Origin of the sequence: Sphingomonas sp. Leaf230 (assembly GCF_001421745.1) — a bacterium.
In the GTDB taxonomy this organism is placed as follows: domain Bacteria; phylum Pseudomonadota; class Alphaproteobacteria; order Sphingomonadales; family Sphingomonadaceae; genus Sphingomonas.
Genome location: NZ_LMKW01000001.1, coordinates 792,258 through 816,120, shown reverse-complemented (window position 1 = coordinate 816,120; position 23,863 = coordinate 792,258). Strand labels below are relative to the sequence as shown.

General features: G+C 65.3%; 17 protein-coding genes. 11 read left to right on the top strand and 6 right to left on the bottom strand.

Annotated features, from left to right (window positions below; all coding sequences use genetic code 11):
* Window positions 1–74 precede the first annotated feature (74 nt).
* Together ASE82_RS03600 and ASE82_RS03595 are read left to right on the top strand one after the other, a co-directional pair.
* Window positions 75–1,760 carry a long-chain-fatty-acid--CoA ligase gene (locus tag ASE82_RS03600; RefSeq protein WP_056059617.1) on the top strand — a complete coding sequence of 562 codons (1,686 nt, stop codon included), beginning with the start codon at window positions 75–77 and terminating at the stop codon, window positions 1,758–1,760.
* Entirely contained in the window at window positions 1,757–2,149 is a 393-nt protein-coding gene (locus ASE82_RS03595) for a MerR family transcriptional regulator (protein ID WP_056058932.1), read from the top strand. The genes ASE82_RS03600 and ASE82_RS03595 overlap by 4 nt, the downstream gene beginning before the upstream one ends.
* Window positions 2,150–2,473: 324 nt before the next feature.
* Here ASE82_RS03595 and ASE82_RS03590 read toward each other — a convergent pair whose 3' ends face one another.
* Window positions 2,474–4,948: a PhoX family protein gene (locus ASE82_RS03590; protein WP_056058929.1), complete on the bottom strand. Its 2,475-nt coding sequence runs from the start codon at window positions 4,946–4,948 to the stop codon at window positions 2,474–2,476.
* A 49-nt stretch (window positions 4,949–4,997) separates the two neighbouring features.
* Window positions 4,998–7,397 carry a TonB-dependent receptor gene (locus tag ASE82_RS03585; protein WP_056058926.1) on the bottom strand — a complete coding sequence of 800 codons (2,400 nt, stop codon included), beginning with the start codon at window positions 7,395–7,397 and terminating at the stop codon, window positions 4,998–5,000.
* 170 nt (window positions 7,398–7,567) lie between these two features.
* Between ASE82_RS03585 and ASE82_RS03580 the strand changes: the two genes are divergently transcribed.
* The 7 genes from ASE82_RS03580 to ASE82_RS03550 all read left to right on the top strand — a co-directional run bounded on the left by ASE82_RS03580 (window position 7,568) and on the right by ASE82_RS03550 (window position 15,710).
* Complete coding sequence (locus ASE82_RS03580; RefSeq protein WP_056058924.1) at window positions 7,568–9,247, top strand: alkaline phosphatase D family protein; 1,680 nt, start codon at window positions 7,568–7,570, stop codon at window positions 9,245–9,247.
* 148 nt (window positions 9,248–9,395) lie between these two features.
* Window positions 9,396–10,289 (top strand): fatty acid desaturase, encoded by an 894-nt coding sequence (locus ASE82_RS03575; protein WP_056058920.1) that lies wholly within the window; start codon window positions 9,396–9,398, stop codon window positions 10,287–10,289.
* The gene (locus ASE82_RS03570) at window positions 10,286–11,083 is read left to right on the top strand and encodes a phosphate/phosphite/phosphonate ABC transporter substrate-binding protein (RefSeq protein WP_156348734.1); all 798 of its coding nucleotides are present in this window, start codon (window positions 10,286–10,288) and stop codon (window positions 11,081–11,083) included. Before ASE82_RS03575 ends, ASE82_RS03570 begins: the two co-directional genes overlap by 4 nt.
* Before the next feature lies 1 nt (window position 11,084).
* Complete coding sequence (epsC, locus tag ASE82_RS03565) at window positions 11,085–12,047, top strand: serine O-acetyltransferase EpsC (protein ID WP_056058918.1); 963 nt, start codon at window positions 11,085–11,087, stop codon at window positions 12,045–12,047.
* Window positions 12,044–12,814, top strand: coding sequence for a gamma-glutamyl-gamma-aminobutyrate hydrolase family protein (locus ASE82_RS03560; RefSeq protein WP_200910640.1), 771 nt, complete (start codon window positions 12,044–12,046; stop codon window positions 12,812–12,814). The genes epsC and ASE82_RS03560 overlap by 4 nt, the downstream gene beginning before the upstream one ends.
* A gap of 65 nt (window positions 12,815–12,879) precedes the next feature.
* Window positions 12,880–15,369 (top strand): TonB-dependent receptor plug domain-containing protein, encoded by a 2,490-nt coding sequence (locus tag ASE82_RS03555; protein ID WP_056058915.1) that lies wholly within the window; start codon window positions 12,880–12,882, stop codon window positions 15,367–15,369.
* Window positions 15,370–15,491: 122 nt separating this feature from the next.
* Entirely contained in the window at window positions 15,492–15,710 is a 219-nt protein-coding gene (locus ASE82_RS03550; RefSeq protein ID WP_056058912.1) for a hypothetical protein, read from the top strand.
* A gap of 377 nt (window positions 15,711–16,087) precedes the next feature.
* On the opposite strand, the gene ASE82_RS03545 is transcribed toward ASE82_RS03550, so the two are convergent.
* The 3 genes from ASE82_RS03545 to ASE82_RS03535 all read right to left on the bottom strand — a co-directional run bounded on the left by ASE82_RS03545 (window position 16,088) and on the right by ASE82_RS03535 (window position 17,785).
* The gene (locus ASE82_RS03545; RefSeq protein WP_056058908.1) at window positions 16,088–16,672 is read right to left on the bottom strand and encodes a DedA family protein; all 585 of its coding nucleotides are present in this window, start codon (window positions 16,670–16,672) and stop codon (window positions 16,088–16,090) included.
* Between the two features lie 86 nt (window positions 16,673–16,758).
* Window positions 16,759–17,259, bottom strand: coding sequence for a DUF1993 domain-containing protein (locus tag ASE82_RS03540; RefSeq protein ID WP_056058905.1), 501 nt, complete (start codon window positions 17,257–17,259; stop codon window positions 16,759–16,761).
* Window positions 17,260–17,281: 22 nt separating this feature from the next.
* The gene (locus tag ASE82_RS03535; RefSeq protein ID WP_056058902.1) at window positions 17,282–17,785 is read right to left on the bottom strand and encodes a DNA-deoxyinosine glycosylase; all 504 of its coding nucleotides are present in this window, start codon (window positions 17,783–17,785) and stop codon (window positions 17,282–17,284) included.
* 111 nt (window positions 17,786–17,896) lie between these two features.
* Here ASE82_RS03535 and ASE82_RS03530 point away from each other — a divergent pair, with 111 nt between their 5' ends.
* Window positions 17,897–19,408: an ATPase domain-containing protein gene (locus ASE82_RS03530; RefSeq protein WP_056058899.1), complete on the top strand. Its 1,512-nt coding sequence runs from the start codon at window positions 17,897–17,899 to the stop codon at window positions 19,406–19,408.
* 1 nt (window position 19,409) lies between these two features.
* Window positions 19,410–21,389 carry a PAS domain-containing hybrid sensor histidine kinase/response regulator gene (locus ASE82_RS03525; RefSeq protein ID WP_056058894.1) on the top strand — a complete coding sequence of 660 codons (1,980 nt, stop codon included), beginning with the start codon at window positions 19,410–19,412 and terminating at the stop codon, window positions 21,387–21,389.
* Window positions 21,390–21,434: 45 nt separating this feature from the next.
* Here ASE82_RS03525 and ASE82_RS03520 read toward each other — a convergent pair whose 3' ends face one another.
* Window positions 21,435–23,831: a TonB-dependent receptor domain-containing protein gene (locus ASE82_RS03520; RefSeq protein ID WP_056058891.1), complete on the bottom strand. Its 2,397-nt coding sequence runs from the start codon at window positions 23,829–23,831 to the stop codon at window positions 21,435–21,437.
* Between the last annotated feature and the right edge of the window lie 32 nt (window positions 23,832–23,863).

The window sequence follows — 23,863 nt, the reverse complement described above, 5'->3', positions numbered from 1 at the left end:
GCGATACCTCACCTTTACGTCAAGGTGAAGCGGCCGACAATATGGCTTACGCACACTGAGCAATGGAGAGCGAGATGCAGGACACTTCCGAGGGCAAGGCGATCGGCGTTCCGTTGCTGGGCGAGCCGCGGCTGCTGGGCGACATGCTCGACCTGTCGGTGCAGCGGTTCGGGTCGCGCAACGTGCTCGACTTCATGGGCCGGACGCTGACCTATGCTGAGCTCGGCGAGTCGGTCGACCGTGCAGCGCGGGGGCTCCAGGACATGGGTGTCGTGAAGGGCACGCGCGTCGCGCTATGCCTGCCGAACACGCCCTATTATCCGATTCTGTTCTTCGCGATCCTCAAGGCGGGCGGCGTCGTCGTCAACGTCAACCCGCTCTACGTCGAGCGCGAGCTCGCGCACCTGTTAGAGGATTCGGGCGCAACGATCATCGCCACCTGCGACATCGCCGAGATCCACGCACGCGTGCTCAAGGTCGCGGGGCAGATGGGCGTGAAGCATGTCATCACCTGTCCGATCGCCGGCGCGCTGCCGACGGTGAAGTCGATCGCCTACCGCATCTTCAAGCGCGCCGAGATCGGTCATGCCCCTAACGATGCGCGCCATTCCACGTTCGACGCGCTGCTCAAGGCGAAGGGTGCGCCGTCCCCGGTTTCGGTCTCCCCTGACGAGGTCGCGGTACTGCAATATACCGGCGGCACCGCCGGCGAGCCCAAGGCAGCGATGCTCAGCCACGCCAACCTCGTCGCGAACGCTGACGCGATGGTGGTGTTCGTCGGTGGCGAGCAGCCGCATCAGGACCGCGTGCTCGGTGCGTTGCCGCTGTTCCACGTCTTCGCGCTGACCACCGTGCTGACCTATTCGATCCGCACCGGCGCGGAGATGATCCTGCTGCCGCGCTTCGAATTGCAGCAACTGCTCAAGACGATCGACCGGACCAAGCCGAGCTATTTCCCCGCGGTGCCGACGATCTACGCCGCGATCACCACCGCCGCCGAGACGCAGAAGATCGACCTGTCTTCGATCCATGCGTGCATTTCCGGCGGCGCACCGCTGCCGGCGGAAGTGCGGATCGCGTTCGAGGCAACGACCGGCGCCAAGCTCTGCGAGGGGTATGGCCTGTCTGAAGCCTCGCCGATCATCACGTGCAACCCGATCGATGGCCTCAACAAGCCAGGCTCCGCGGGGCTGCCGTTCCCCGGCACGACGATCGAGATCCGCGATCGCGAAGACCCGACGCGCCTGTTGCCAATCGGCGAGAATGGCGAGATCTGCGCGCGCGGACCCCAGATCACGCAAGGCTATTGGCACAAGCCCGCTGCCACCGCAGACCTGTTCGCGGACGGCGCGCTGCGCACCGGCGACGTCGGCCATCTCGACGCCGACGGCTATCTGTTTATCGTCGACCGGATCAAGGACCTGATCCTCGCCGGCGGCTACAACGTCTACCCGCGCATGATCGAGGAGGCGTTGTACGAACACCCCGCGGTTCTCGAAGCGGTGGTGATCGGCGTGCCCGACAAGTACCGCGGCCAAGCGCCGAAAGCGTTCGTCGTGCTGGCCGAAGGTGCGGCCGCTACCCCGCTCGAACTACGCGATTTTCTCCGCGACAAGATCAGCAAGATCGAGCTTCCCCGCGAGGTAGAAATCCGCGACAGTCTCCCCAAGACGCTGATCGGCAAGCTATCCAAAAAGGAACTTGTCGCTGAAGAGACCGCAAAGGCGGCGGCGTCGGAGGCGAGGGGAGTGGACGCGTGAACGACCGACAGGACGATCTTACCGGCATACAGGAAGTCTCGCGCATGCTCGGCGTGAGCGCGCGGACACTGCGGTTCTACGAGGACAAGGGGCTGATCGAGCCCTGCCGGATCGGCACGACGCGCGTCTACACGCGGCGCGAAGTGGCTCGGATGCAGCTGATCCTGCGCGGTAAACGTCTCGGCTTCACGCTGCGCGATATCGAGGAGTTCCTCGACCTCTACGACGCCGATCCGCAGCATGTGGAGCAGATGCGGGCGCTGGCGGAGCGGTGTCGCCAGCGTATCGACCTGCTGGATGCGCAGCGAGAGGCGATCGTCCAGACGCGGGATGAGTTGGAGAAGATCGAGCAGGAGGCTCTCGCGCGGATCCCGCCGGGAACGGTTTAAGGCCTGCGGGACGCGGCACCCCTGAAATTGCACCACCCTTTGAAACTGCCCCACCCCGGCGAAGGCCGGGGCCCAGTTGGAGAGGTGGCAATAACGAAGCGCAGCGCCAATCAGCAACGTCCCCCAACTGGACCCCGGCCTCCGCCGGGGTGGGGTTTGTCGGTGTGATCGAGGGGCACTAAAATCCTCCCCCGCCAGGGGGAGGTGGCTGGCACTTGCCAGACGGAGGGGGCGGAAACGAAAACTGATGCTCCGTGTCCGCCCCCTCCGCCACCTTCGGTGCCACCTCCCCCTTGCGGGGGAGGATCGCAAGGGTTCTCGAGCTTAAAGCCCCACGACACCCCCGTCGGTCTTCGTGATCACGATCGTCGCGGACCGCGGCCGCGAAGGAGCCGTCACCGCGCCAGCCTGGTTAGCCGGCCAGCTACTGGTGATGTTCGTCGGCCCGCCATTCTCACCCGGATGCTGGATGTTGACGAACAGCGACCGGCCGTCCGGCGTCGTATGGATACCGGTGATCTCGCACTCCTTCGGCCCGACCAGGAAGCGGCGAAGCGCCGCCCCAGGTGCCTTGCCGACCCGCGTCGCCACCGAGCCGGTTGCCGCACCGACCGTGTTGGTCACCGTCCGCGTACCGCCATCGTCGACGATCCCCGGCACCGATGCCAGCAGCATGCAGTTGGTGACGTCGGTGTATGCGCCGTCATCCGTCTCGATCCACATCACCGGTGCGATCGTCCCCGACGCATTGCTCGGCAGACCGAACCACAGGCCGTCCGGCGACGAGAAGTCGTTGGTCGCATCGAGACCCGACAGGTTGATGTTGGTCGCATCCAGATCGGAGCCGGCACCGAACGCATAGATGTCCCAAGCGAACGTCGTTGCCTCGGATGTGTCACCGATCTCGCGCAGGCGGATGATGTGGCCGTTGGCATTACCTGTAGTCTGGCCGCCCGTGGTCTTGGGGTCGACATAGGCGCGCGGGTTAGGGCCGTCCGCGGTAGCCACCGTGCGCGACGAGTTGTTGGTGAGCGTGCAATACATCTCGCCGGTCGCCGGATTGACTGCGGTCCACTCCGGACGGTCCATGCGGGTCGCACCCAGCGCATCCGCTGCCAGTCGCGTGTTGATCAGCACATCGACCTGGCTCGAGAACGGGTAGGCTGCGTTGGCGGAGGTGAGGGGCCCTTGGCCGAACACCAGCGGGAGCCACTGACCGCTGCCATCCGCCGCCAGCTTCGCGACGTAAAGTGTTCCTGCGTCGAGATACTTGTCACCGATCGCGAGGCGGTTCGCGGCCGTTGCATCCGCTGCCGACCACGGTGTCGCCGACACGAACTTGTAGATATACTCGTTCTGCGCGTCGTCGCCCATGTAGAAGGCCGGCTTCACGCCCGCGATCGTCCGGCCGATCTGGCAGCCTTCGTGGTTCATGCGACCGAGCGCGGTCCGCTTGCGCGGCGTCGAGGCCGCGTCGAACGGGTCGATCTCGACCACCCAGCCGTACTGGAAGATCTCGTTACGGAAATCGCCCGTGCCATCGGCAGGCGCGCTGGCCTGTGCGGTGATGTTCCAGCGCGAGTAGAGCGTGCTGGTCGCGTCCGCTGGCGTGACCGTCGACCACCCATAGTTGCCGCCGGTGTTGCTCTCGCCCTTGCCGTAGCGCGTCAGCGAGGTGTTCGCCTTGACGCCCACCGGGCCAGTTGCCGCGCGCCGCGCCGCGTCGCCGACTTCGCGCTTGAAATACCCGACCCAGTTCTCTTCGTTCGTCAGGTACGTGTGCCAAGGCATTGTACCATTTGCACAGTTGTTGATCGTGCCGCGGCCCGTGGTGGCATCCGGCGAGTAGCGCGTCTTGAGGCTGTCGGCACCGCGCACGGGGCCCGAGAAGCTCATCGGCGTCAGCGGCGTGATGCGACGGTTGAAGGACGACGCGGTCGTGTAGCTCCAGGCGGCCGCGCGGTTGACCTCGATCACTGATACGCCGTGGCACTCCATCTCCTTCAGCGCTTCGGCTTCGGGACGGGCGCCTGCGGTCGTGGTCGGGCCGTTCGGATGCAGATAGGCTTGCGTGATGTTCTCGTGGTTGAGTACGAGCAGGCCGCGCGTGTTGCCGTTCGCGTCGGGGGTTCCGGTGGCCGACATGCCGAAATAGCTCATGCCATCATGATGATCGCCCGCGCGCTTCGAGAAGGTCGCGTCGGTGCCGTCATTGGCATACGCGCCAACGCCGCTGCCGATCGGATCACCGAGCCGGTACAAGACCGTCACCGCGTAACCCGAAGGTACTGCAACGACATCCGCGAGGCTCTTCGCAACGGCCGTGAAGCCCAGCGAAGCCGCGCCGACGGTCACGCTGGTCGTCGCGCTGACCGAACCGCTCGCCGATACCGCCGTAAACTGGAAGCTGAGGACGGTCCCGGCAGCAGCACCCGGCACGACGAAGGTCGCGGTGGCGGTCGAGGCACCGGCGAGCGTGACGGCGGGGCCGGCAGTCTGCGTCCAGGTCACGCTGTCGACCTGGCCGATCGCTGCGCCGGTGAGCGTCGCGACGCGGCCCGCGGTCGAGCTGCCGCCGGCCGTCGCCGTCACCGTGACGGGGCTCGAGCCGTTGCCGTCATTGTCGTCGTCGCAGCCGGTCAGCAACATGCCGCCGAACACCGCCGCGGCGGTCGCGGACATGCCGCCCATCAAGGTCTGGCGACGCGAATAGCGCGACTCGATCAGGTCGTTAATATGCGGATTGGCGGTCGGGTTGGTATCGATATCGCCGTCGGTATAGATGGTCTCGAACGTCATGCTTGGTCCCCCCGGGGATGGTTGCGTGGTGTGTAACGATGCGTGGAAATCAGAATTTCGCGCCCAGTTCGACGCCGTAGAAGCGCGGCTCGCCGGAGATGTAGGTCGGGATGCCGAAGCCGCCGCCAGTGTTGCCCGCGTCGATCAGGTAGCGCTTGTTGGTCGCGTTCCGGACGAAGCCGCCGACGCTGTAGCGACCCTGTGCGAACTCGATCCCGGCGCGGGCGTTGACCAGCGTGTAGCCCGGCGTGCTGATCGCCGGGTTGTTCGGCAGCTCGAAAAACGCCTTGGTGCGGTAGGTGACGCTCGGCGTGGCGTAGATTGTCGCCCCGCCGACCGGCAGGCGGAGGATCACGCCGCCCGACGCGGTCGTGTCTGGCTGAAGGCGGAAGCGGTTGCCGGCGAATACGCCGTTCGCCGCTTCGTCGCCGATGCCGCCGTCGATGTACGCAAACGTTCCGAATACCGAGAGATACGATGCGAGCTTGAGATTGCCTTCGAGCTCGACGCCGAGGTTCTTGGCCGATCCGGCGCTCTGTGTCGTCGTCACGCCGTTGTTCGTCACCGACACCTGGAAGCCGTCATAGGTCTGGTAGAAGACCGATGCCGCGCCGCTGAACGGACCGACGCGCCCCTTGATGCCGCCTTCGTAGTTCCAGACGTTCTCCTGCGGGACGACCTGCAGGTTGGGGCCGACGCCGAACGCGGTGCGCTGCGCGGCGAGTTGGACCACCGGCGAACGGCGCCCCTTGCTGATCGTCGCATAGAGATTGACCGCGTCGTTGAGCTTCAGCAGCGCGTTGAAGCGCGGCAGGATCGCGGTGAAGCTCTTCTCCGCGACGAACTTGTTGCCGTTGGTGTTGGCCGTGCCGAGCAGGCTCGACTGGATACCGAGCGCTGCCAGGATCACTGAGTTCGGCTGGACCGACGAATAGCCCGACTGGCGATCCTCGATCAGGATGCGCGCGCCCGCGGTCAGTTCGAGCGCAGGTATTGGAATGTACGTCGCGTCGGCGAACACCGAGTAGGTGTCGTTGTTGCCGTAGTTCGTGAACTCCGCAGCGTAAGGTATTGCCGTTGCACGACCACCCGTAAGTGCTGCGGTTGCGCGCGTCGCGGGAACCGTACCGTTCGGTGCGACGCATCCGGTCCCGGTCGGGATTCCCGCGCCGTTCAGTGCCGCGCGGATCGGGGCGTAGGCGGGCGTGACCGAGCAGGCGAGATACGTACCCTCTTCGGTCGCGAACGGGACGCGCTGGAAGCCGTTCTCGAAGAATGCGTTCCAGCCGACCGAGGCGCGGTATTTGGGCCCTTCGAAGGCGAAGCGGCTCTCATGGCTCCACTGGTCGCCCTTCGCGTCTTCGGCGAACTCGAGATACGCAGCGGGGCCACCATCGGCGTCGAACACTTCGAGCGCGTCGAACTTGCGGTAGCCGTTGACGGTGGTGAAGGTGATCCCCGGCGACAACTCCGCGGTGATCGTCAGGTTCGCGTCATAGACATTGCGGTCGAGACCGAGCTTGCGCGCGCCGAGTGCGGTCGCGCTGTACGGCGAGCCCGAAAGTTCCGCGTAGCCATAGTCGCCGGTCTGGCCGCCGGTCGGGGCATGCGCGCGGCTTTTGAACGCGGTGCCGGGGTTGCGCTGACCGTCATAGGTCAGGACGAGGTCGGCGGTGATGCTGTCGCTCGGGCGATAGCGGAGCGAACCGCGGATGCCGCGCTGGTCCTGGCCGTTCAGATCGTCCTGGTCGACGCCGCCCTGGTTCTGGTTCGGCACGTTCGCGTCGCCAGCGATGTTGCGGACATACCCCTTGCGATATTTGTAGGCGAAGGCGATGCGGCCGGCGAGCACATCGTTGCCGGCATTCAGGAAGCCAGACACCTGGGTGCGGTCGAAATTACCGTACGTGCCGTTGATCGCGCCCGATACGCCGGGCTCCGGCTTGGCCGAGACGAGGCTGATCGCGCCGACCGCAGCCGCGGTGCCGAACAGGGTCGCCTGCGGGCCCTTCACGACTTCGATCCGCGAGAGGTCGAACAGGTCCTGATACGCGCCGCGCGAACGGCTGATGTCGATGCCGTTGTAATAGAGCGTGACGCGCGCCCCCTGCTGCGACGAGCCGTTGTCCGACGTGATGCCGCGGATCACGAAGCCCGGGTTGTTGGCGCTCTGCTCCTGGATCTGGAGGCCGGGAATATAGGCGGCGACTTCGCTCAGCGAGTTGACGCCGATCGACGCCATGCGAGCGCCGGTCAGCGCGGTGACGGTAATGGGGACGTCTTCGATCCGCTGTTCGCGCTTCTGCGCGGTGACGACGATCTCGTCGTCCGACGTTGCGGCCTCGGTTTCGGCTTGGGCAGTGGCTGGCGTGCCGGCTTGTGCGAGCGCCATGGTCGAGCAGGTCGTGGCGAGCGTCGCAACTGCGAGCCGCGTGAAGATACGTGTCATTAAGTCCCCCGTGTCGTTGCCGTCGCACTACGGGGACGAGGTGACGTTTCGATGGCGTCTTCATGAAAGCAAAATGACTATTCCGTAACGGCGCTGTCACATCGTTGCCGCCGGGGTGTCTTCGATCGTGGCTAGCAGGCGGGCAACACCCGTTATGAAAGCCTGAGACGATGACGATCAACCGCCGCGATGCGCTTAAGAATGCCCTGAAACTTGCGGGCTCAGGTGCGACGCTCGCGCTCCCCGCCGTAGCAGCACAGGCAGCAGGCACGGCGAAAGCGCGCTTCGATCACGGGGTGGCGAGTGGTGATCCTTCGGTCGACGGCGCCATTCTCTGGACACGGGCGACACCGGTCGATGCGACGCTGGCCGGCGACATCGCGCTGACCTGGCACGTCGCGGAGACCGACGGCGGCAAGCCGATCCGCTCGGGCAGCGTCAAGGCCCGCGCAGCGCGTGACTTCACCGCCAAGGTCGAGGCGACCGGGCTCCAGCCGGGTCGCGAATATCGCTACTGGTTCGACGCCGCGGACGGCACGCGATCGCCGGTCGGCCGGCTCCGGACGCTGCCGAAGGGCAAGGTCGCCGATGTCGTGATGGCCGTCGTCTCGTGCCAGCTCTACGCAGGCGGGCTGTTCAACGCGTATGACGCGATCGCCAAGCTCGACCGGCTCGACGCCGTGCTTCACCTCGGCGACTATATCTACGAATACGGCGTCGACGGGTACGGCGCGGATATCGCCAAGAAGATCGGCCGGCTGGTCGAACCGCGGCACGAGATCGTCAGCCTCGCCGACTACCGGATGCGCCACGCGCAGGTGAAGCGCGACGTCGACATGCAGGCCGCGCACGCACGCGCCGCGTTCATCTGCGTGTGGGACGATCACGAGGTCGCCAATGACGACTGGATGCACGGTGCCGAAAACCACGATCCCAAGACGGAGGGCGACTGGGACGCGCGCAAGGCCGCCGCGATGCAGGCGTATTTCGAATGGATGCCGATCCGCGATCCCAAGCCCGGCCAGCCTTGGGCGGCGATCAACCGCAGCTTCGATTTCGGCGATCTCGCGACGCTGGTGATGGTCGAGACGCGGCTGCTGGCGCGCAGTCATCAGGTCGTGTCGAAGGGCGAGGCGATCACACCCGCAGAATACGCGCCGATGCTGGCGGAACGCGCGCGGCCCGACCGCGAACTGCTCGGGCCGGCGCAGCTTGCCTGGGTCGAGAAGACGATGGCGATGTCCGTGTCGGCGGGGAAACCGTGGCAGGTGCTGGGCAACCAGATCGTGATGGCGAAGGTCGCGGGGCCCGACATGGAGCGGCAACTCGGACCGGTGAAATTCGGCGAGACGATGGCGAAGCTTCCGGCGATGTGGCGCGAGCGACTGGCGGCAGGCATCGCTTCGTACCGTGCCGGCATGCCGTTCGGCCTCGACAGTTGGGACGGCTATCCGCCCGCCCGCGAGCGTCTGTACGCGGCGTTCCGGAGTGCGAAGTCGCGGCCGATCGTGCTGTCGGGCGACAGTCATGCCGCCTGGGCGAACGATCTGCACGACGACGCGGGCAAGCTGGTCGCGGTCGAATTCGGCTGCACCGCGATCACCAGTCCGTCCTACGGTTCGTTGTTGCCGGGGATCGGTGCGTTGATCGCAGACGCGAACAAGGGTGAGGTCCGGTTCTGCGATCAGGACGGCAAGGGCTTCACGCTGCTGACGCTCACGCCCGAGCAGGCGACCGCCGATTTCGTGACCGTGTCGACGGTGTTTGCCAAGCCGTTCACCCAAGCGACCGTTAAGCGGTTTCGTGCACAGGCTGCTCGGCCCGACCTGCCGCTGGAAGAGATTGCCTAAAACGATCCTCCGTTCGAATAGGATCGGAAACCGGTCGCCGATCGCTCGGGCTAGCGCCTGACAATCAAAGTTTTTCCACCGCAAAGTTCAATCGACTGTCAATTCCCATCCGCTAGGGGGATATTCGTCTCCTCTGACGGAGATGGGAATGCAGCGAGAGGCTTCGAGTTCGACGGTAGGATGGCCGACCGTCCTTCTGGCAGGTGTCGTGTACGGCGGATGGATGGTCGCTACGGCATGGCATGCGGTCATTCCGACGCCGTTGCTGGTGCTGATCGGCGGGTGGCTGCTCGCCTGGCAGGGGTCGCTGCAGCACGAGGTCATTCACGGACATCCCACGCGGATCCGGTGGATCAACGACGCGATCGGGTTTGCACCGCTGTCGTTGTGGCTGCCCTATCGCCTCTATCGCCGCAGCCATGTCGCGCATCACCGCGCGGAGGTCATCACCGACCCGCGACATGACCCCGAGTCCCGCTACCGCGTGCAGGCGCGTGGTTTCGCCGCAGTCCTCGGCCGGCTTCAATCGACGCTTCTCGGTCAAATGGTCTTCGGACCTGCGATCTCGGTCGGCCGCTTCTTCCTGCAAGAGTCCCGCCGACTGGTGCGCGAACCGGCGCGCGTGGTGCGCGACTGGGCGCCACACCTCGTCGCGGTCGTGCTGGTGCTCTGGTGGCTCGATCATGTCGGTCTCGGCGTCGGCCGTTACGTGCTCTGCTTCGTCTATCCGGGCATGTCGCTGACCATGGTTCGCTCCTACGCAGAGCACCGCGCCGATCTCGCAAGCCCCGGTCGCGCCGCCAGCGTTGAGCATGGCGGGCTGCTCGGGCTGCTGTATCTCAACAACAATCTGCACGCCGCACATCACGAGCGGCCGTCGCTCGCCTGGTACGACCTGCCGGCGTACCACCGCCATAACCGAGCCCGGTTCGCCGACGCGGGGGCACCGATCTATCGGGGATATGGCGAGATCGTCCGGCGGTTCGCCTTCAGCGCGCATGACGACATGGTCCATCCCCTCCACCGCGAGCCCGTGTCTTGACGGGCCGGATCGCCTCGCTCGGGATGTACGATCACCCGGCGCAGCATGATGCGAACGATCGGCTGTGGTCGGCGATCGCCGCTGTCCTGCGCGAACGCGGTGTCGCGGAGGTGCCCGATCGGCTCGATCGAACGCGCGACGTCCATGCGATCTGGCGCGATCCGGCGCTGCTGTTCGGTCAGGCCTGTGGCTATCCGTTGATCGCCGATCCGACGCTGGATCTGCAAGTGATCGCGTTCCCGATCTACGTTGGCGAAGAAAGTGGCAGCTTGATCGTGGCGAGAGCGGACGATCCCCGCGGTTCGGTCGCGGCGTTTCGCAGTAGCCGCGCGGCCATCAACGACCGCCAGTCGAACACCGGCATGAACCTGTTCCGCGCGACGGTAGCGCCGTTTGCGGGGCAGGGGCCGTTCTTTGCCGAGGTGGTCGAAACCGGCGCGCATCGAGCCAGCATCGTCGCGGTCGGAACGGGCAAGGCGGATCTCGCGGCGATCGACCGCGTGACCTATGCGGCGATCGCGCGGTTCGAGCCGACGTTGGTGGCGGGCCTGAAGATCGTCGCGCCCAGCCCTGCATCGCCGAGCCTGCCCTTTGTGACCGCGGCCGGGACCGACGCCGAGACGGTGACGGCGTTGCAGATTGCGCTCGATCATGTCGCTGCCGATCCCGATCTGGCGGCGGTACGCGAGACGCTGTTCCTCGCCGGGATCATACCCGCCGAGCCAGACGCGCTGGCGACGATATCGACGCTGGAAGCCGAGGCCGTCCGGGCCGGCTATCCCACGCTCCGCTGACATGAAGGACAACGCCGTGTCATCAGCATCCGACCCGATCGACCTCGCCGCGACGATCGATGAACTGCGCAGCGCGCGTCGCGCCTGGCGGCAGGAGCAGGACGGCCGACATAGCGTCGCGCGTTTTCCGTCGCTGGACGAGACCGGTCGCGCGCTCGACGATCTCGTCGCGGCGCTGTTTCCCGGGCGGCTCGGCATGTTCGCAGGTCCGGTCGAGCGTGAGGATGCGTTCGTCGAGACGCGGCTGCGACAGGCGCTGGAACGGCTGCAACGGCAGGTCGAACGTGAATTCGCCTATTGGCAGGAAGAGGCGGTGCTGTCGTTCGACGTCAGCCACGCGAGCATGATCATCGGCCTGTTCTGCGCGGAACTGGGGCCGATCCGCGAACTGGTCGACGACGATGTCCGCGCGGCATTCCTCGGCGATCCGGCGGCCCGCAGCGCGGACGAGATCCTGATCTGCTACCCCGGCATCGTCGCGATCCTGTATCACCGGATCGCGCACGCGCTCTACGGCCTGGGCGCGCCGATCGTCGCACGGATCATCTCCGAACTTGCCAACAACCGCACCGGTATCGACATCCACCCGGGCGCGACGATCGGCCGCAGCTTCTTCATCGATCACGGCACCGGCGTCGTGATCGGCGAGACCGCGATCATCGGCGACCGGGTACAGATCTACCAGCACGTCACGCTCGGCGCGCGCAGTCCGCTCGGGGTCACCGACGTGTCGGCGCGCGAACGACTGGCGCGGCATCCGATCGTCGAGGACGACGTGGTGATCTATGCCGGCGCTACGATCCTCGGCCGCGTGACGATCGGGCGCGGCGCGACGATCGGCGGCAATGTCTGGCTGCTGGAGGACGTGCCCGCGGGTAGCGTCGTCGCGCAGCCGACCGCCGTAATCCTGGCGGGCGATGCCGCGGACCAGCTGCACGAGACGCTGCGAGGACGCGCCGCATGATGCGCTTTGCCTGCTGTCGTCGGGAGGATGGGCCGCCCAAGCCGGTGATTGGCGTGCTCTGCTGCAACGAGGTCGTTGACCGTCCGATCCAGGCGGTGGCCACCCGCTTCGTCGAGCCGCTGGTGCGCTATGCCGGCGCCACCGTCCTGCTGGTGCCGGCCGTGGCGGATGCGATGGACACGCGGGCGTTGGCATCGCGGCTCGACGGCCTGTTGCTGACCGGATCGCGGTCGAACGTCGCGGGTGCCCGCTACGGCAAGTCCGACGCGGCCGACGATGCGCTCGATCTGGACCGTGATGCGGTGGCGCTCGAACTCGCCGGGCGAATGATCGAGGCGGGGCGGCCGGTGTTCGGTATCTGCCGCGGGTTGCAGGAGCTGAACGTGCTGTTCGGCGGTACGCTGACCGACGCACTGGACGATGGCCATCACCGATCGACCGACGATGTGACCGCCTACGAGACGTTGTTCGACCATGTCCACGACGTGAGACTGCGATCGGGCGGGATGCTCGCAGCTGCGATCGCCGAGCCCAGCATCTCGGTCACGTCGGTTCACCGGCAGGGTATCGATCGGCTGGGGGAGGGGCTCAGCGTCGAAGCGCATGCGGTTTCGGACGGGCTGGTCGAGGCGTTCTCGGCGCGTCCGTGCGGCGGCGACGTGCTGGCGGTACAATGGCATCCCGAATGGGACGTTGCAGCCAGCGCATCCAGCCGCGCATTCTTTTCACTTATCGGCCAGTCGCTTGGGACCTATCGGGACCGATGACTGCGACCGCTCGTTCGGTTCGCACGGAGATCGTCGCAGAGCGATCCACTAACAGGGACACTATCATGACTGCTTATCGTACCGCGTTGACGCTCGCCGCCTCGACCCTTGCCTTTGCCAGCGCGCAGGTAGCCCATGCGCAGGAAGTGCCCGCGCAAACGGCGACGGCGCCTGCCGCAGACCCCGCTGCGGCGCCCGACACGGGAGACGATATCATCGTCACGGGCACCCGCGCGGTTGGTCGGTCGCGGCTCGACAGCGCGTCGCCGGTCGACGTGCTGAGTTCGGCCGCGATCCAGCGCCAGGGGACGACCGAACTGGGCGCGGCGCTGTCGGCGATCGCCCCCTCGATCGATTTCCCGCGTCCGTCGGCGGTCGACGGCACCGACGCGATCCGCCCGGCGACGTTGCGCGGCCTGTCGCCCGACCAGACGCTGGTGCTGGTCAACGGCGTGCGCGGCCATACCGCGGCGCTGCTCAACGTCGGCGGGTCGGTGGGGCGCGGCTCGGCTGCAGTCGACCTGAACACGATCCCGACGGTTGCGCTCGATCGCATCGAGGTGCTGCGTGACGGCGCGTCCGCACAATATGGCTCTGATGCGATCGCCGGCGTCGTCAACCTGCGACTGCGCGAGGCCCGGTCGGGCGGTGGCATGACCGTCAATTACGGCTTCTACAACACCGATATCGACACCGCGCGCGGCAGCCGCAGCACGAACGGCGAGCATGCGCTGACCGTGTCCGGCTGGCAGGGCATCGGCTTTGGCGAGGACGGCTTTCTAACCGTCTCGGGTGAGTATCTGGATCGCCAGGCGACCAACCGCGCCGACTTCGACACGCGCGCGCTGGTCAAAATCCCCGGGACGCCGGGTCGTGTGACCGGCCTCTTCGGCGATCCCAAGGTCGAGCAATACAGCATCTTCGCCAACGCCGGCACGACGCTGACCGGCACGTGGAAGCTGTACGGCTGGCTCGGCTATCAGGACCGCGACACGCGCAGCGCGGCCTTCCCGCGATTGCCGTTGCAGTCGGACCCGGTAGCAGTCGCGCGACTGGAGCTGGCAGGGCTGTCCGATGGGTTCCTGCCGCTGATCAATACCAAGTCGCGCGACATCAACTCGGCCATCGGCATCAAGGGCGTGGTCGCCGACTGGAACGTCGACCTGAACGCGAGCTATGGCCGCAACAAGATCGGGTTCCGGACGCTGGACTCCGCGAACTATGCCTACGGCCGCACCACGCCGCGCGACTTCTCCGACGGCGCGCTGATCTACGACCAGTACATCGTCGGGCTTGATGTCGATCGCAAGTTCGACGTGTTGCAGGGCGTCAACGTCGCGTTCGGGCTCGAAGGGCGCCGCGAGGGGTTCAAGATCCAGTCCGGCGAACTCGCATCCTATGGCTATCCCACCGATCGGACGGTGACCGGCGCACTGCCGACCGCACCCCCAGGCGCGCAGGGCTTTGGTGGATTCTCCCCGGACAACGCGATCGAGCGGAGCCGTCGCAATGGCAGCGTCTATCTCGATGTCGAAGCGCAGGTGACGGACAAGTTGCTGCTTGGGCTCGCCGGACGCGGTGAGGATTATTCTGATTTCGGCTCGACCGGCACCGGTAAGGTCTCCGCGCGCTATGACTTCGCACGCTGGTTTGCGCTCCGTGGAACGGCATCGACCGGCTTCCGCGCGCCGGCGCTCCAGCAGCAGTATTTCACCTCGGTCGCAACCGTCATTCAAAACGGAAACCCAGTTCAGACCGGAACCTACCCTTCGGTAAGCCCCATTGCGGCTAGGCTCGGAGGCCTTCCGCTCGAGCCTGAGAAGTCGACCAATTTTTCGGTCGGTACCGTCATTCGCTTCGGCGGGTTCGACCTGACCGTCGATGCGTACCACATCCGCATCCGCAATCAGATCGGTCTTTCGGAGAACATCACCACGTCGTCGACCCAATCCGCCGCGGTCAATGCGCAGATCCTCAACTTGCTCGCAGGATCAGGGGCAACGGCAGCGCGGTTCTTCGTCAACGGCATCGCCTCGACCACAAAGGGCATCGACGCGGTCGCGCATTACCGGCTGTTGACCGATGCTGCCGGGACGTTCGACCTGACGATCGCCGGCAACGTCAACGACGTGAACGTCACCCGCGTGCCGACATCGACCTCGACGCTTAACCCCGCACCGACGCTGTTCGCTCGCAACCGCATCGAGTCGCTCGAGAACGGTACGCCGGGCGAGAAGGTGACCGGGTCGATCGATTGGTCGCTCGACCAACTCGGCGCACTGGCCCGCGTCACCTATTATGGCGACGTGACTCAACCCGGCACGACGGCGGCCGGCGACGTGCATAGCGGCAAGCACCTGATCACCGATCTCGAACTCCGCTACCAGGCGAAGAAGGGCGCGCAGATCGGGCTCGGCGTCAGCAACCTGTTCGACGTCTATCCGGACGCGACGAGCATCGCGAACAACCCGACCGGGGTGATCGGCTATCCCTATTACTCGCCGTTCGGGTTCAACGGCCGCTACGTCTACGCACGCGCCGGCCTGAGCTGGTGATTAAATCATAGTCATACGATAGGGTATTGCGTTCGACCGCATCGCTGGGTAGCTTTCGGTTCCAGGATCGATTTCGCGCACTGCGGTCGTAATTCTGCACTAGTCATCACGGAGACCATTCGATGAAGAAGATCACGATCGTGCCAATGATTGCAGTCCTGGCGCTTGGCCTTGCCGCTTGCACGAAGCCCGCAGCGACCGAGAACGTTACCGACATTCAGTCGAACACGGTCGTCGAAGAGTCCGATGCGAATCTTTCCGCTGTCGATGGTATCGAGACGAGCAACTCGACGGACCTCGAGAACTCGGTCGATTCGAATTCGAGCGGCAACGCGCTCTGATCAATAACTTGAAATTGTAACAGATAGTTTGGTTCGGTAATCGAACCATCTGTTCGAAGACTAGAAAGGCGACGTACTTTCCGTTCTGGGGAAGTCGTCGTCTTTTGTATTTTTGAGCTATCGAAGTACGTTTTAGAGTCGATGCATTTCGGCGCAATTTATACTCTACTCACCGAGGGTGGTGAATAACTCTATTACTATTTGATAAGTGGGTATTACAACGGGGCAACGTCAAGGCGAAGTGAAGCTCCCTAGACGGAACCTAGTGGTCCAGTGGAGCCCTTCTGCTGGGCCACCATTTTTGAGCGCGAGCTCTGGAAGAGTTCGCGGCCTGCCGGCATCTGCCAGGGGCCGTATTCTCGAGTATTCGCTATTAGTCAGCTAGTCTTCGGTACCGCGTTGGATCGACGTCCGCGCCAATAGCGGATCGCGGTCATCACCACCGCAACGACGACGGCGAGGATCGCAACGCCGGCCAGCTTGTGCCTCGGCATGATGCTGTGGACCGCGTCGAGCAGCGTGTCGCCGAACAGATAGCCGATGCCGGTGAACATCACGCCCCAGACAGCCGCGGAGATCGCATTGAGCATCATGAACGTGCGCGCCGGGACGTGCGACGTGCCGATAGCTATGGGGCTGATGGTGCGCAGGCCGTAGAGAAAGCGGAAGCCGAGGATGAAGACGGTCGGATGGCGTTCCAGCGTGTCGAGTGCCTTGGCGAAGGCCGGCTTGGCGGCGATCTTGCGGACGCGGGCGGTGTCGCGGTAGCGTCGCCCGGCAAGGAAGAAGAGCTGGTCCGCGGCGAACGATCCCGCGACGGCCGCAGCGGCGCTGCCCCAGAGCGGTAGCAAATGCTGGTGCGCCAGCACGCCGCCGGTCACGACCGCGGTTTCGCCTTCGAGCCCCGCGCCCAAGAATATCGCGGCGAGGCCGTATTGGGCGATGAGCGTTTCGATCGACATCGCTCGCCCTTGCCGCAGCGCGGAGTTCTCCGCCAGTATCATTTATCCGCCTCGCTACAGGCGGTTATCGACGTCGATGCGGGCTGCTACCGGCCGAGATAGTCCATCTTGCCGATCGGCACGCCGCGCATCCGCAACAGCGCGTAGGCGGTCGTGATGTGGAAATAGAAATTGGGCAGCACGAACCCGAGCACATAGCTCTGTCCCGTAAAGTCGAACGTCCGGCTGGGCGTGACGACCGTGACGAGAGCATTCTCCTTGCCGTCGATCGCCTCGCGCGGCACGCCATCCATGAACGCAACCGTTGCAGCAATCCGCCGTTGAAGCGCTGTGAAACTCGTCTCGTCGTCGGCCATTGCGATCGTCGGAACGCCGCCGAGCCGGACCATCGCGCCCTTGGCCGTATCGCTCGCCCGCTGGACCTGCGCGGTGAGTGGCGCCATGTCGTCGATCAGGCGCGTGCCGAGCATGTCCGCCTCGGCAATGCCGTGCTCCTGTGCATAGGCTTCGCCCGATTTCAGGATCGCCGAAAGACTGGCGAAACCGCGGCGAAACGCGGGGACGGTGAGGTCATAGAGCTGGGTCATGGACACAGGCGTAGGCGCGCAATCACGTCCGGTCGAGCAGGAACGCGGCGAGCTGGTTCCAGGCAGGCTGCTTTGCCGCGACGCCAATCGTATGCAGCGGGCTGCTGGAGGGAAGCGCGACGATAGTCGGTCCAGCAAAGTTCGGTCCGAGCAGCTTCAGGCCCTGCTTGAGCGCGGTACCGCCGTTGAAGGCGAGCGCGCGAAGCTTCGGTAGTTGGCCGATGAGCGCGACGATGTCGTTGCCTTCGGCGTCGAGGATCGCCGCGTCGCTGCTTCCAATTCGCCGCGCCGACCCGATCACGTCCCACAGCGCCACGCCGCTCGCCCGCAACGCCGCCAGCCGATCCTCATAGTCGAGCGTAACGAGATCGCAGCCGACGACCCGCGACATCAGCTGCCAGAACTGGTTCTGCGGATGCGCATAATAGCGCTGCGCGGCAAGCGACCGGTCGCCCGGCAGGCTGCCCAGAACCAGAACCCGCGCTTCAGAATCGAAAATCGGCGGAAACGAGTGCTTGAGCGACATTAAGATCCCCGGACTGTCACGACCGCAAGACTATGCGATACGCCGGTTATAACCTAGGGTCGGCACATATGGTCGCACCACGCGCGGTACGATCACAGGAAGGACTGCCACTTGGCACTGAACGGACAACTACCGGCGCTCGCACGGACCGGTATCGATGGGCTCGACGACATTCTCAATGGGGGGCTGACACCGGACCGGATGTACCTTGTCGAGGGTACGCCCGGCACGGGCAAGACGACGCTCGGGCTCGGCTTCCTGCTCGCCGGCGCATCGGTGGGCGAGGCAGGTCTGTATATCACGCTGGCCGAGACCGAAGTCGAGCTTCGCGCGGTGGCGCAGACGCATGGCTGGTCGCTGGACCCGCTGACGCTGTTCGAGATGGTGCCGGCCGACGGCCTTGGCGAAGACCACGAACAGACGTTGCTGCATCCAAGCGAGGTCGAACTCGGCGAGACGATCCGCGACGTGATGGCAAAGGTCGACGAGCTTCGCCCCAAGCGCGTGGTGATCGACAGCCTGTCCGAACTGCGCCTGCTCGCGCAGAGCCCGATCCGCTATCGCCGCCAGATCCTCGCGCTCAAGCACTTCTTCTCGACGCGCGCCTGCACCGTGCTGTTCCTCGACGACAAGAGCGGCTCGGGCAGCGATCTCCAGTTGCACAGCATCGCGCACGGCGTGATTTCGCTCGAACAGACCTTGTCAGGGTTTGGCGCGCAACGTCGACGCCTGCACGTCGTCAAGATGCGCGGCGTTCGGTATCGCGGCGGCTATCACGACTTCGAGATCGAGCGCGGTGGGCTGTGCGTCTACCCGCGCCTCGTCGCGTCCGAGCACGTCATGAAATATTCGGACGAGGCCGTTTCGACCGGCTCGACCGAACTTGACACGTTGCTGGGTGGTGGCCTGATTCCTGGCACCGCGACGTTGCTGACGGGGCCTGCCGGCGTCGGCAAGACGACCGCGTCGGTCCAGTCGGTGATCGCAGCGCTGGAGCGGGGCGAGCGCGCGGCGTATTTCCTGTTCGATGAGCGGTTGCCGACGTTGCTCAAGCGCAGCGCGTCGCTCGGCATGGACCTGATGCCGTTCGTCGAGAACGGGCAGCTTGAGTTGCGGGCGATCGATCCCGCCGAAATGTCGCCGGGCGAGTTCTCAGGTGCGGTGCGGGCCGCGGTCGAGCAGCACAAGGCGAAGATCGTCGTGATCGACAGCCTCAATGCCTATCTTCAGGCAATGCCGAACGAACAGTTCCTGATCCTGCAGATGCACGAGATGCTGACGTATCTCGGCCAGAAGGGGATCGTCAGCCTGCTTATCCTTGGCCTGCACGGGATCACCGGCGACGTTCGCTCTGATGTCGACCTCAGCTATCTGTCCGATACGATCGTCCAGCTCCGCTATTTCGAGGCACATGGCGAGGTGCGGCAGGCGATTTCGGTTATCAAGACGCGCACCGCACGGCACGAACGCACGATCCGGGAGTTTCAGATCGGTAGCAACGGATTGCTGGTCGGCGAGCCCCTTCGCGAATTCCAGGGCGTGCTGACGGGTGTTCCGACATTCTCGGGCGAAGGAAAGACGTTGATGGCCAGTCGGATGGGGATGCAGGACTCGCGCGTCTGACATGGACGATCGCGTCCTGATCCTGGCGCCCCGCGGGCGCGATGCGGCAATCGCGTCGGACCTGCTCGGGCGGAATGACATCGTCGCCTACGTGTGTCGCGACCAGATGGACCTGATCGCCGAACTCGCCAAGGGCGCGGGCGCGGTGATGCTGACGGAGGAAGCACTCGCGACCGAGGAAGTCGCTCCGCTGGCGGAATGGGTCGCCGCGCAACCCAATTGGGCAGATATCCAGTTCGTCGTGCTGGCCAACGGAACGCGGACGCCGCGTACGGCGCGCGCGACGCAGCGGCTTACCGATCTCGGCAATGTCCTGCTGCTGGAGCGCCCGCTGCATGCCGAGGCGATGCTGGGTGCGATCCGGTCGGCGCTGACGGCGCGGCGGCGGCAATATGAGTTGCGCGACGTCGCAGTGACGCTCGAACGCGCCGTGCTCGACCGGACCAGCGAGTTGCGCACCGCGCGTGAGAGCCTGGAGATCGCGCTCGAGGCTGCGGGTATGGGCAGCTGGGACATCGACCTGACGACGGGTGAGTCTCGCCGGACGCTGCGGCACGACGCGATCTATGGCTATCCGGACGGCCGGCCCGACTGGACCATGGAAACCTTCCTGAGCCATATCGACGTGAAGCAACGCGGTATCGTCACGCGCGCGATGACCGAGGCGACCCGAACCGGCGTTATCGACGTCGAGTACCGCATCGATGCGGCCGACGGCGCTTCGCGATGGCTGGTCGCCAAGGGGCGCGTCCAGTATGACGATGCGGGCAAGGCGGCGCGGATGACCGGCGTGGTCTCCGACGTCACCGATCGAAAGGAAGCCGACGCGCAACTCGCGCAGGCGCAGAAGATGGATGCCATCGGCCAGCTGACCGGTGGTGTCGCGCATGACTTCAACAATCTCCTGACGCCGATCGTCGGCAGCCTCGACCTGCTGCGGCGGCGGCACAAGGATGACGAGCGTACGCAGCGGATGATCGGCGGCGCGTTGCAGGCGGCGGAGCGGGCCGCAACGTTGACGCAGCGGTTGCTGGCGTTCGCGCGGCGGCAGGCCTTGCAACCGCGGGCCGTCGATATCGGCGCGCTTATCGACGGGTTGGTCGACCTGATGCGGCGCTCGCTCGGGCCGTCGATCGCAGTGACGCTTGAGATTCCGCGGCATTTGTCATCGGCGCGCGTCGATCCCAACCAGCTCGAACTCGCATTGCTCAATCTGGCGATCAACGCGCGCGACGCCATGCCCGGCGGTGGCAAACTGACGCTGACCGTCAGTGAGGTCGTCGTCGACGATCGCAACATGGTCGGTCTTGCCCCGGATCGCTACGTCCGGATCGCTGCGATCGATACCGGCGTCGGCATGGACCGCGCCACGCTCGCCCGCGCGACCGAACCGTTCTTCTCTACCAAGGGTGTCGGCAAGGGGACCGGGCTGGGACTGTCGATGGTCCACGGCCTAGCCGCGCAATCGGGCGGCACGCTCCGCCTGACGAGCGAACCCGGGTCCGGCACCACCGTCGAGCTGTGGCTGCCGGCAACCGAGGAAGCGGCGACCGAGGCGGTCGAGAACACCGCCGAGCCGGTCATCGCGCGGCGTGCGGCGAAGGTGTTGCTTGTCGACGACGAGGATCTGGTGCGCGCGGCGACCGCCGACATGCTGCGCGACATCGGCTATGTCGTGGTCGAGGTTCCCTCCGCCAGCCAGGCGTTGTCGGCAATCCGATCCGGCGTCGATGCGGACATACTCGTCAGTGATTATCTCATGCCGGGCATGACCGGAGGACAACTCATCACCGAACTCTGGTCGTCAGGCAACCGCATCCCGGCTTTGCTGGTGACCGGCTATGCCGCGGCGGGCGAGGACGTGCCCGAGGGCGTCACCCGTTTGTCGAAGCCGTTCCGCCAGACCGATCTCGCCGCGCGGGTCGACGAACTGCTCCGCCAGTCGCCACCGGGCCGCCCGAAGCTGCGCGCGGTCGAGTAAGATCGGACCGGGCGAACCTCGCCCGGTCCGATATCCTTTCGGACTTTAGAAGCCCTTCTTCAACGACACGAAGAACTGCCGCGGTGCGCCGGCCAGCAACGTTTGGTTGTCGCCGCTGGCCGTAAAGCCGTTCGACCCGATCGTCGAAATATACTTCTTGTTGGTCAGGTTGGTGACGTTGCCTTCGATCGCGACGCCGTGCAGCGCGCCATCGCCCTCGAAGCGGTAGCCGATGCTCGCGTCGACCAGCACGCGGCTCGGCACCGACTGGTCGTTGAGGTAGGTGAAGTAGCGCTTGCTCATGTAATCCGCGCCGACCCGGCCGGTGAAGCCCGATTGTTCGAGCACGATCTCGCCCTTGACCATGTGCTTGGGCGTATCAACGACGGTGTCGCCCTTGCGGACCTGGACCGAACCGGACGCGTCGGTGACCGTGTCCTGATATTCCGCGTTGGTGTAGGAATAGCTGGCGAACAGCGAGAGCGGGCGGAACACGCGGTAATTGGCGGAGACTTCCGCGCCGTACGTGCGCACGCTGCCGGCGTTGTTGAGCGTCGGGGCGTTGCCAAGGATGCCGACGCCGTTGGCAAAGGCGAGCAGGCGGTTCGAGAAGTCGACATAATAGCCCACTGCCGAGGCCTGGAACGGTCCGCTGTGGAGACGCACGCCGCCCTCCGCGGTCTTCGAACGCTCGGGCTTGAGGCGCCCGCGAACCGCGTTGAACCCCGCCTGCGTCGCCGCGAACGGCCCGGTGGTCGCCGACGACACGAACGCGCGCATGTTCTCGGTATAGTCCGCAAAGACTTCCGCCGCCGGGGTCAGCTTGAACAGGATGCCGGCCTGCGGCTGGAACCAGTCCCTGGCCGAGATACGGCCGACCGAGAGCGGCGAGCTCGTATCGGGCAGCATCGTCGCGCTGTTGACGACATAGGCGCCCTTCCACCCGGCGTTGACGATCAGGCGGTCGTTGATGAGCTTCAGCGTGTCCTCGACATGATACTGCATCGTATCGGTGCCGTATTTGCCGTCCCACTGCGTCGCGTAGGAATTCTTCTGGAACTTCAGCACGTCGCGGTTGGGCTCCGCGCTGTCGGTCATGCCGTAGAAGCGCCGCGCCTGCGTGAAGGTGTTGGTCTCGAGCCAGCCGCCCACCTCGAAGGTGTTCGCGCCGGTCTCATAGGCGATGTTGCTGAGCGCACCGCCGCGCTTGATGCTGTATTCGGTCGTCCGGAAGCCGAGCGGGCTGGGCGCGGTAATCGCGCTGCCGTCCTGGTTCAGCGCGCCGGCCAGGGTAGGGGAATAGGGAGTGATCCACGACCCCTGACCCTTGTTGTCGTGATAGTAACCGGTCGTGGTCATAGTCAGCTCGGGCGTCAGGTTAGCGTCGAGCGTGACGCCGCCGAGGTAATCGCGCCGGACGCCGCCTGCATCGAAATAGGCATCGTCGACTGTGCCGAACCCGGTCGGGAAGGTTGTGCCGACGCCAGTCCACGGCGCGACGAAGCCGACCGACGAACCGTTGTTCGCCTTCGTATACGTCGCAAGCGCACCCTGGTTCTGGTAGGTCTTCGCGATCTGTAGCGCGAGCGGGTAGTTGTCGGCGATGTTGTCGTTACGCAGGCCGCGACGACGAATGATGTCGTAGCTCAGATCCTGGTAATCCTGCTCGCGACGATCGGAGAAGTTCACGAACGCGGACAGGCTGCCGAACGCACCGAGATCCTTGACGATCTTGCCGTTCGCCTGATGCTGGCGCTGGACGCCGTCGCCCTTCCACTTGTCAGTGGTGAGGTAGCCATAGCTCAGATAGCCCTTCAGCCCGCCGCCGAGATCGCCGCTGTCGATACGCGCATAGCCGCGGTACGTGTTGTCCGAACCATAGGTCCCGCCGCCGGTGACGTTGGCGGTGTCGCGCGGTTTGTCGCTGAAGAACTGGATCGTGCCGCCGAGATTGCTGGTCGATGCGGTGCCGAGCGCGCCGGCGCCCTGCGCGACTTCGGTGCGCGCGACGTTCTCGGAGATGATCGCGCGGCTGATGTGCAGGCCGTTGACGTTGCCGTAGCTCATGTCGCCAAGCGGTACGCCGTCAAGCGTGAAGCCGAGCTGGTTCTGGTTGAACCCGCGCAGCGAAATCCGGACCGCCCATTCATACGCGCCGAACGGGTCGGACGCTTGGAAGTTGACGCCGGGAAGCTTCTCGATCGCCTTCAACGGGCTCGACCCGGGAGTAAGGCGCGCGAGGTCGACTGCGCTGACGCTCTGCACCTGGCGGCTCTGGCCGAAGCCGAGCACGACGATGTCGGACGACGTCTCAGGTGCCGGATCGGCTTGGACTTCTGCCGGCGCAACTACCGGGGTTTCCGGTGCGGCCTGGGCAAACGCGGCAGGCGTGGCGAGCGCCGCGAGTGCGACACCGGCGAAAAGCGACGATATGGTCTGCATGATGTCCCCTGAAGCGCGACGGCGCTCAGCGG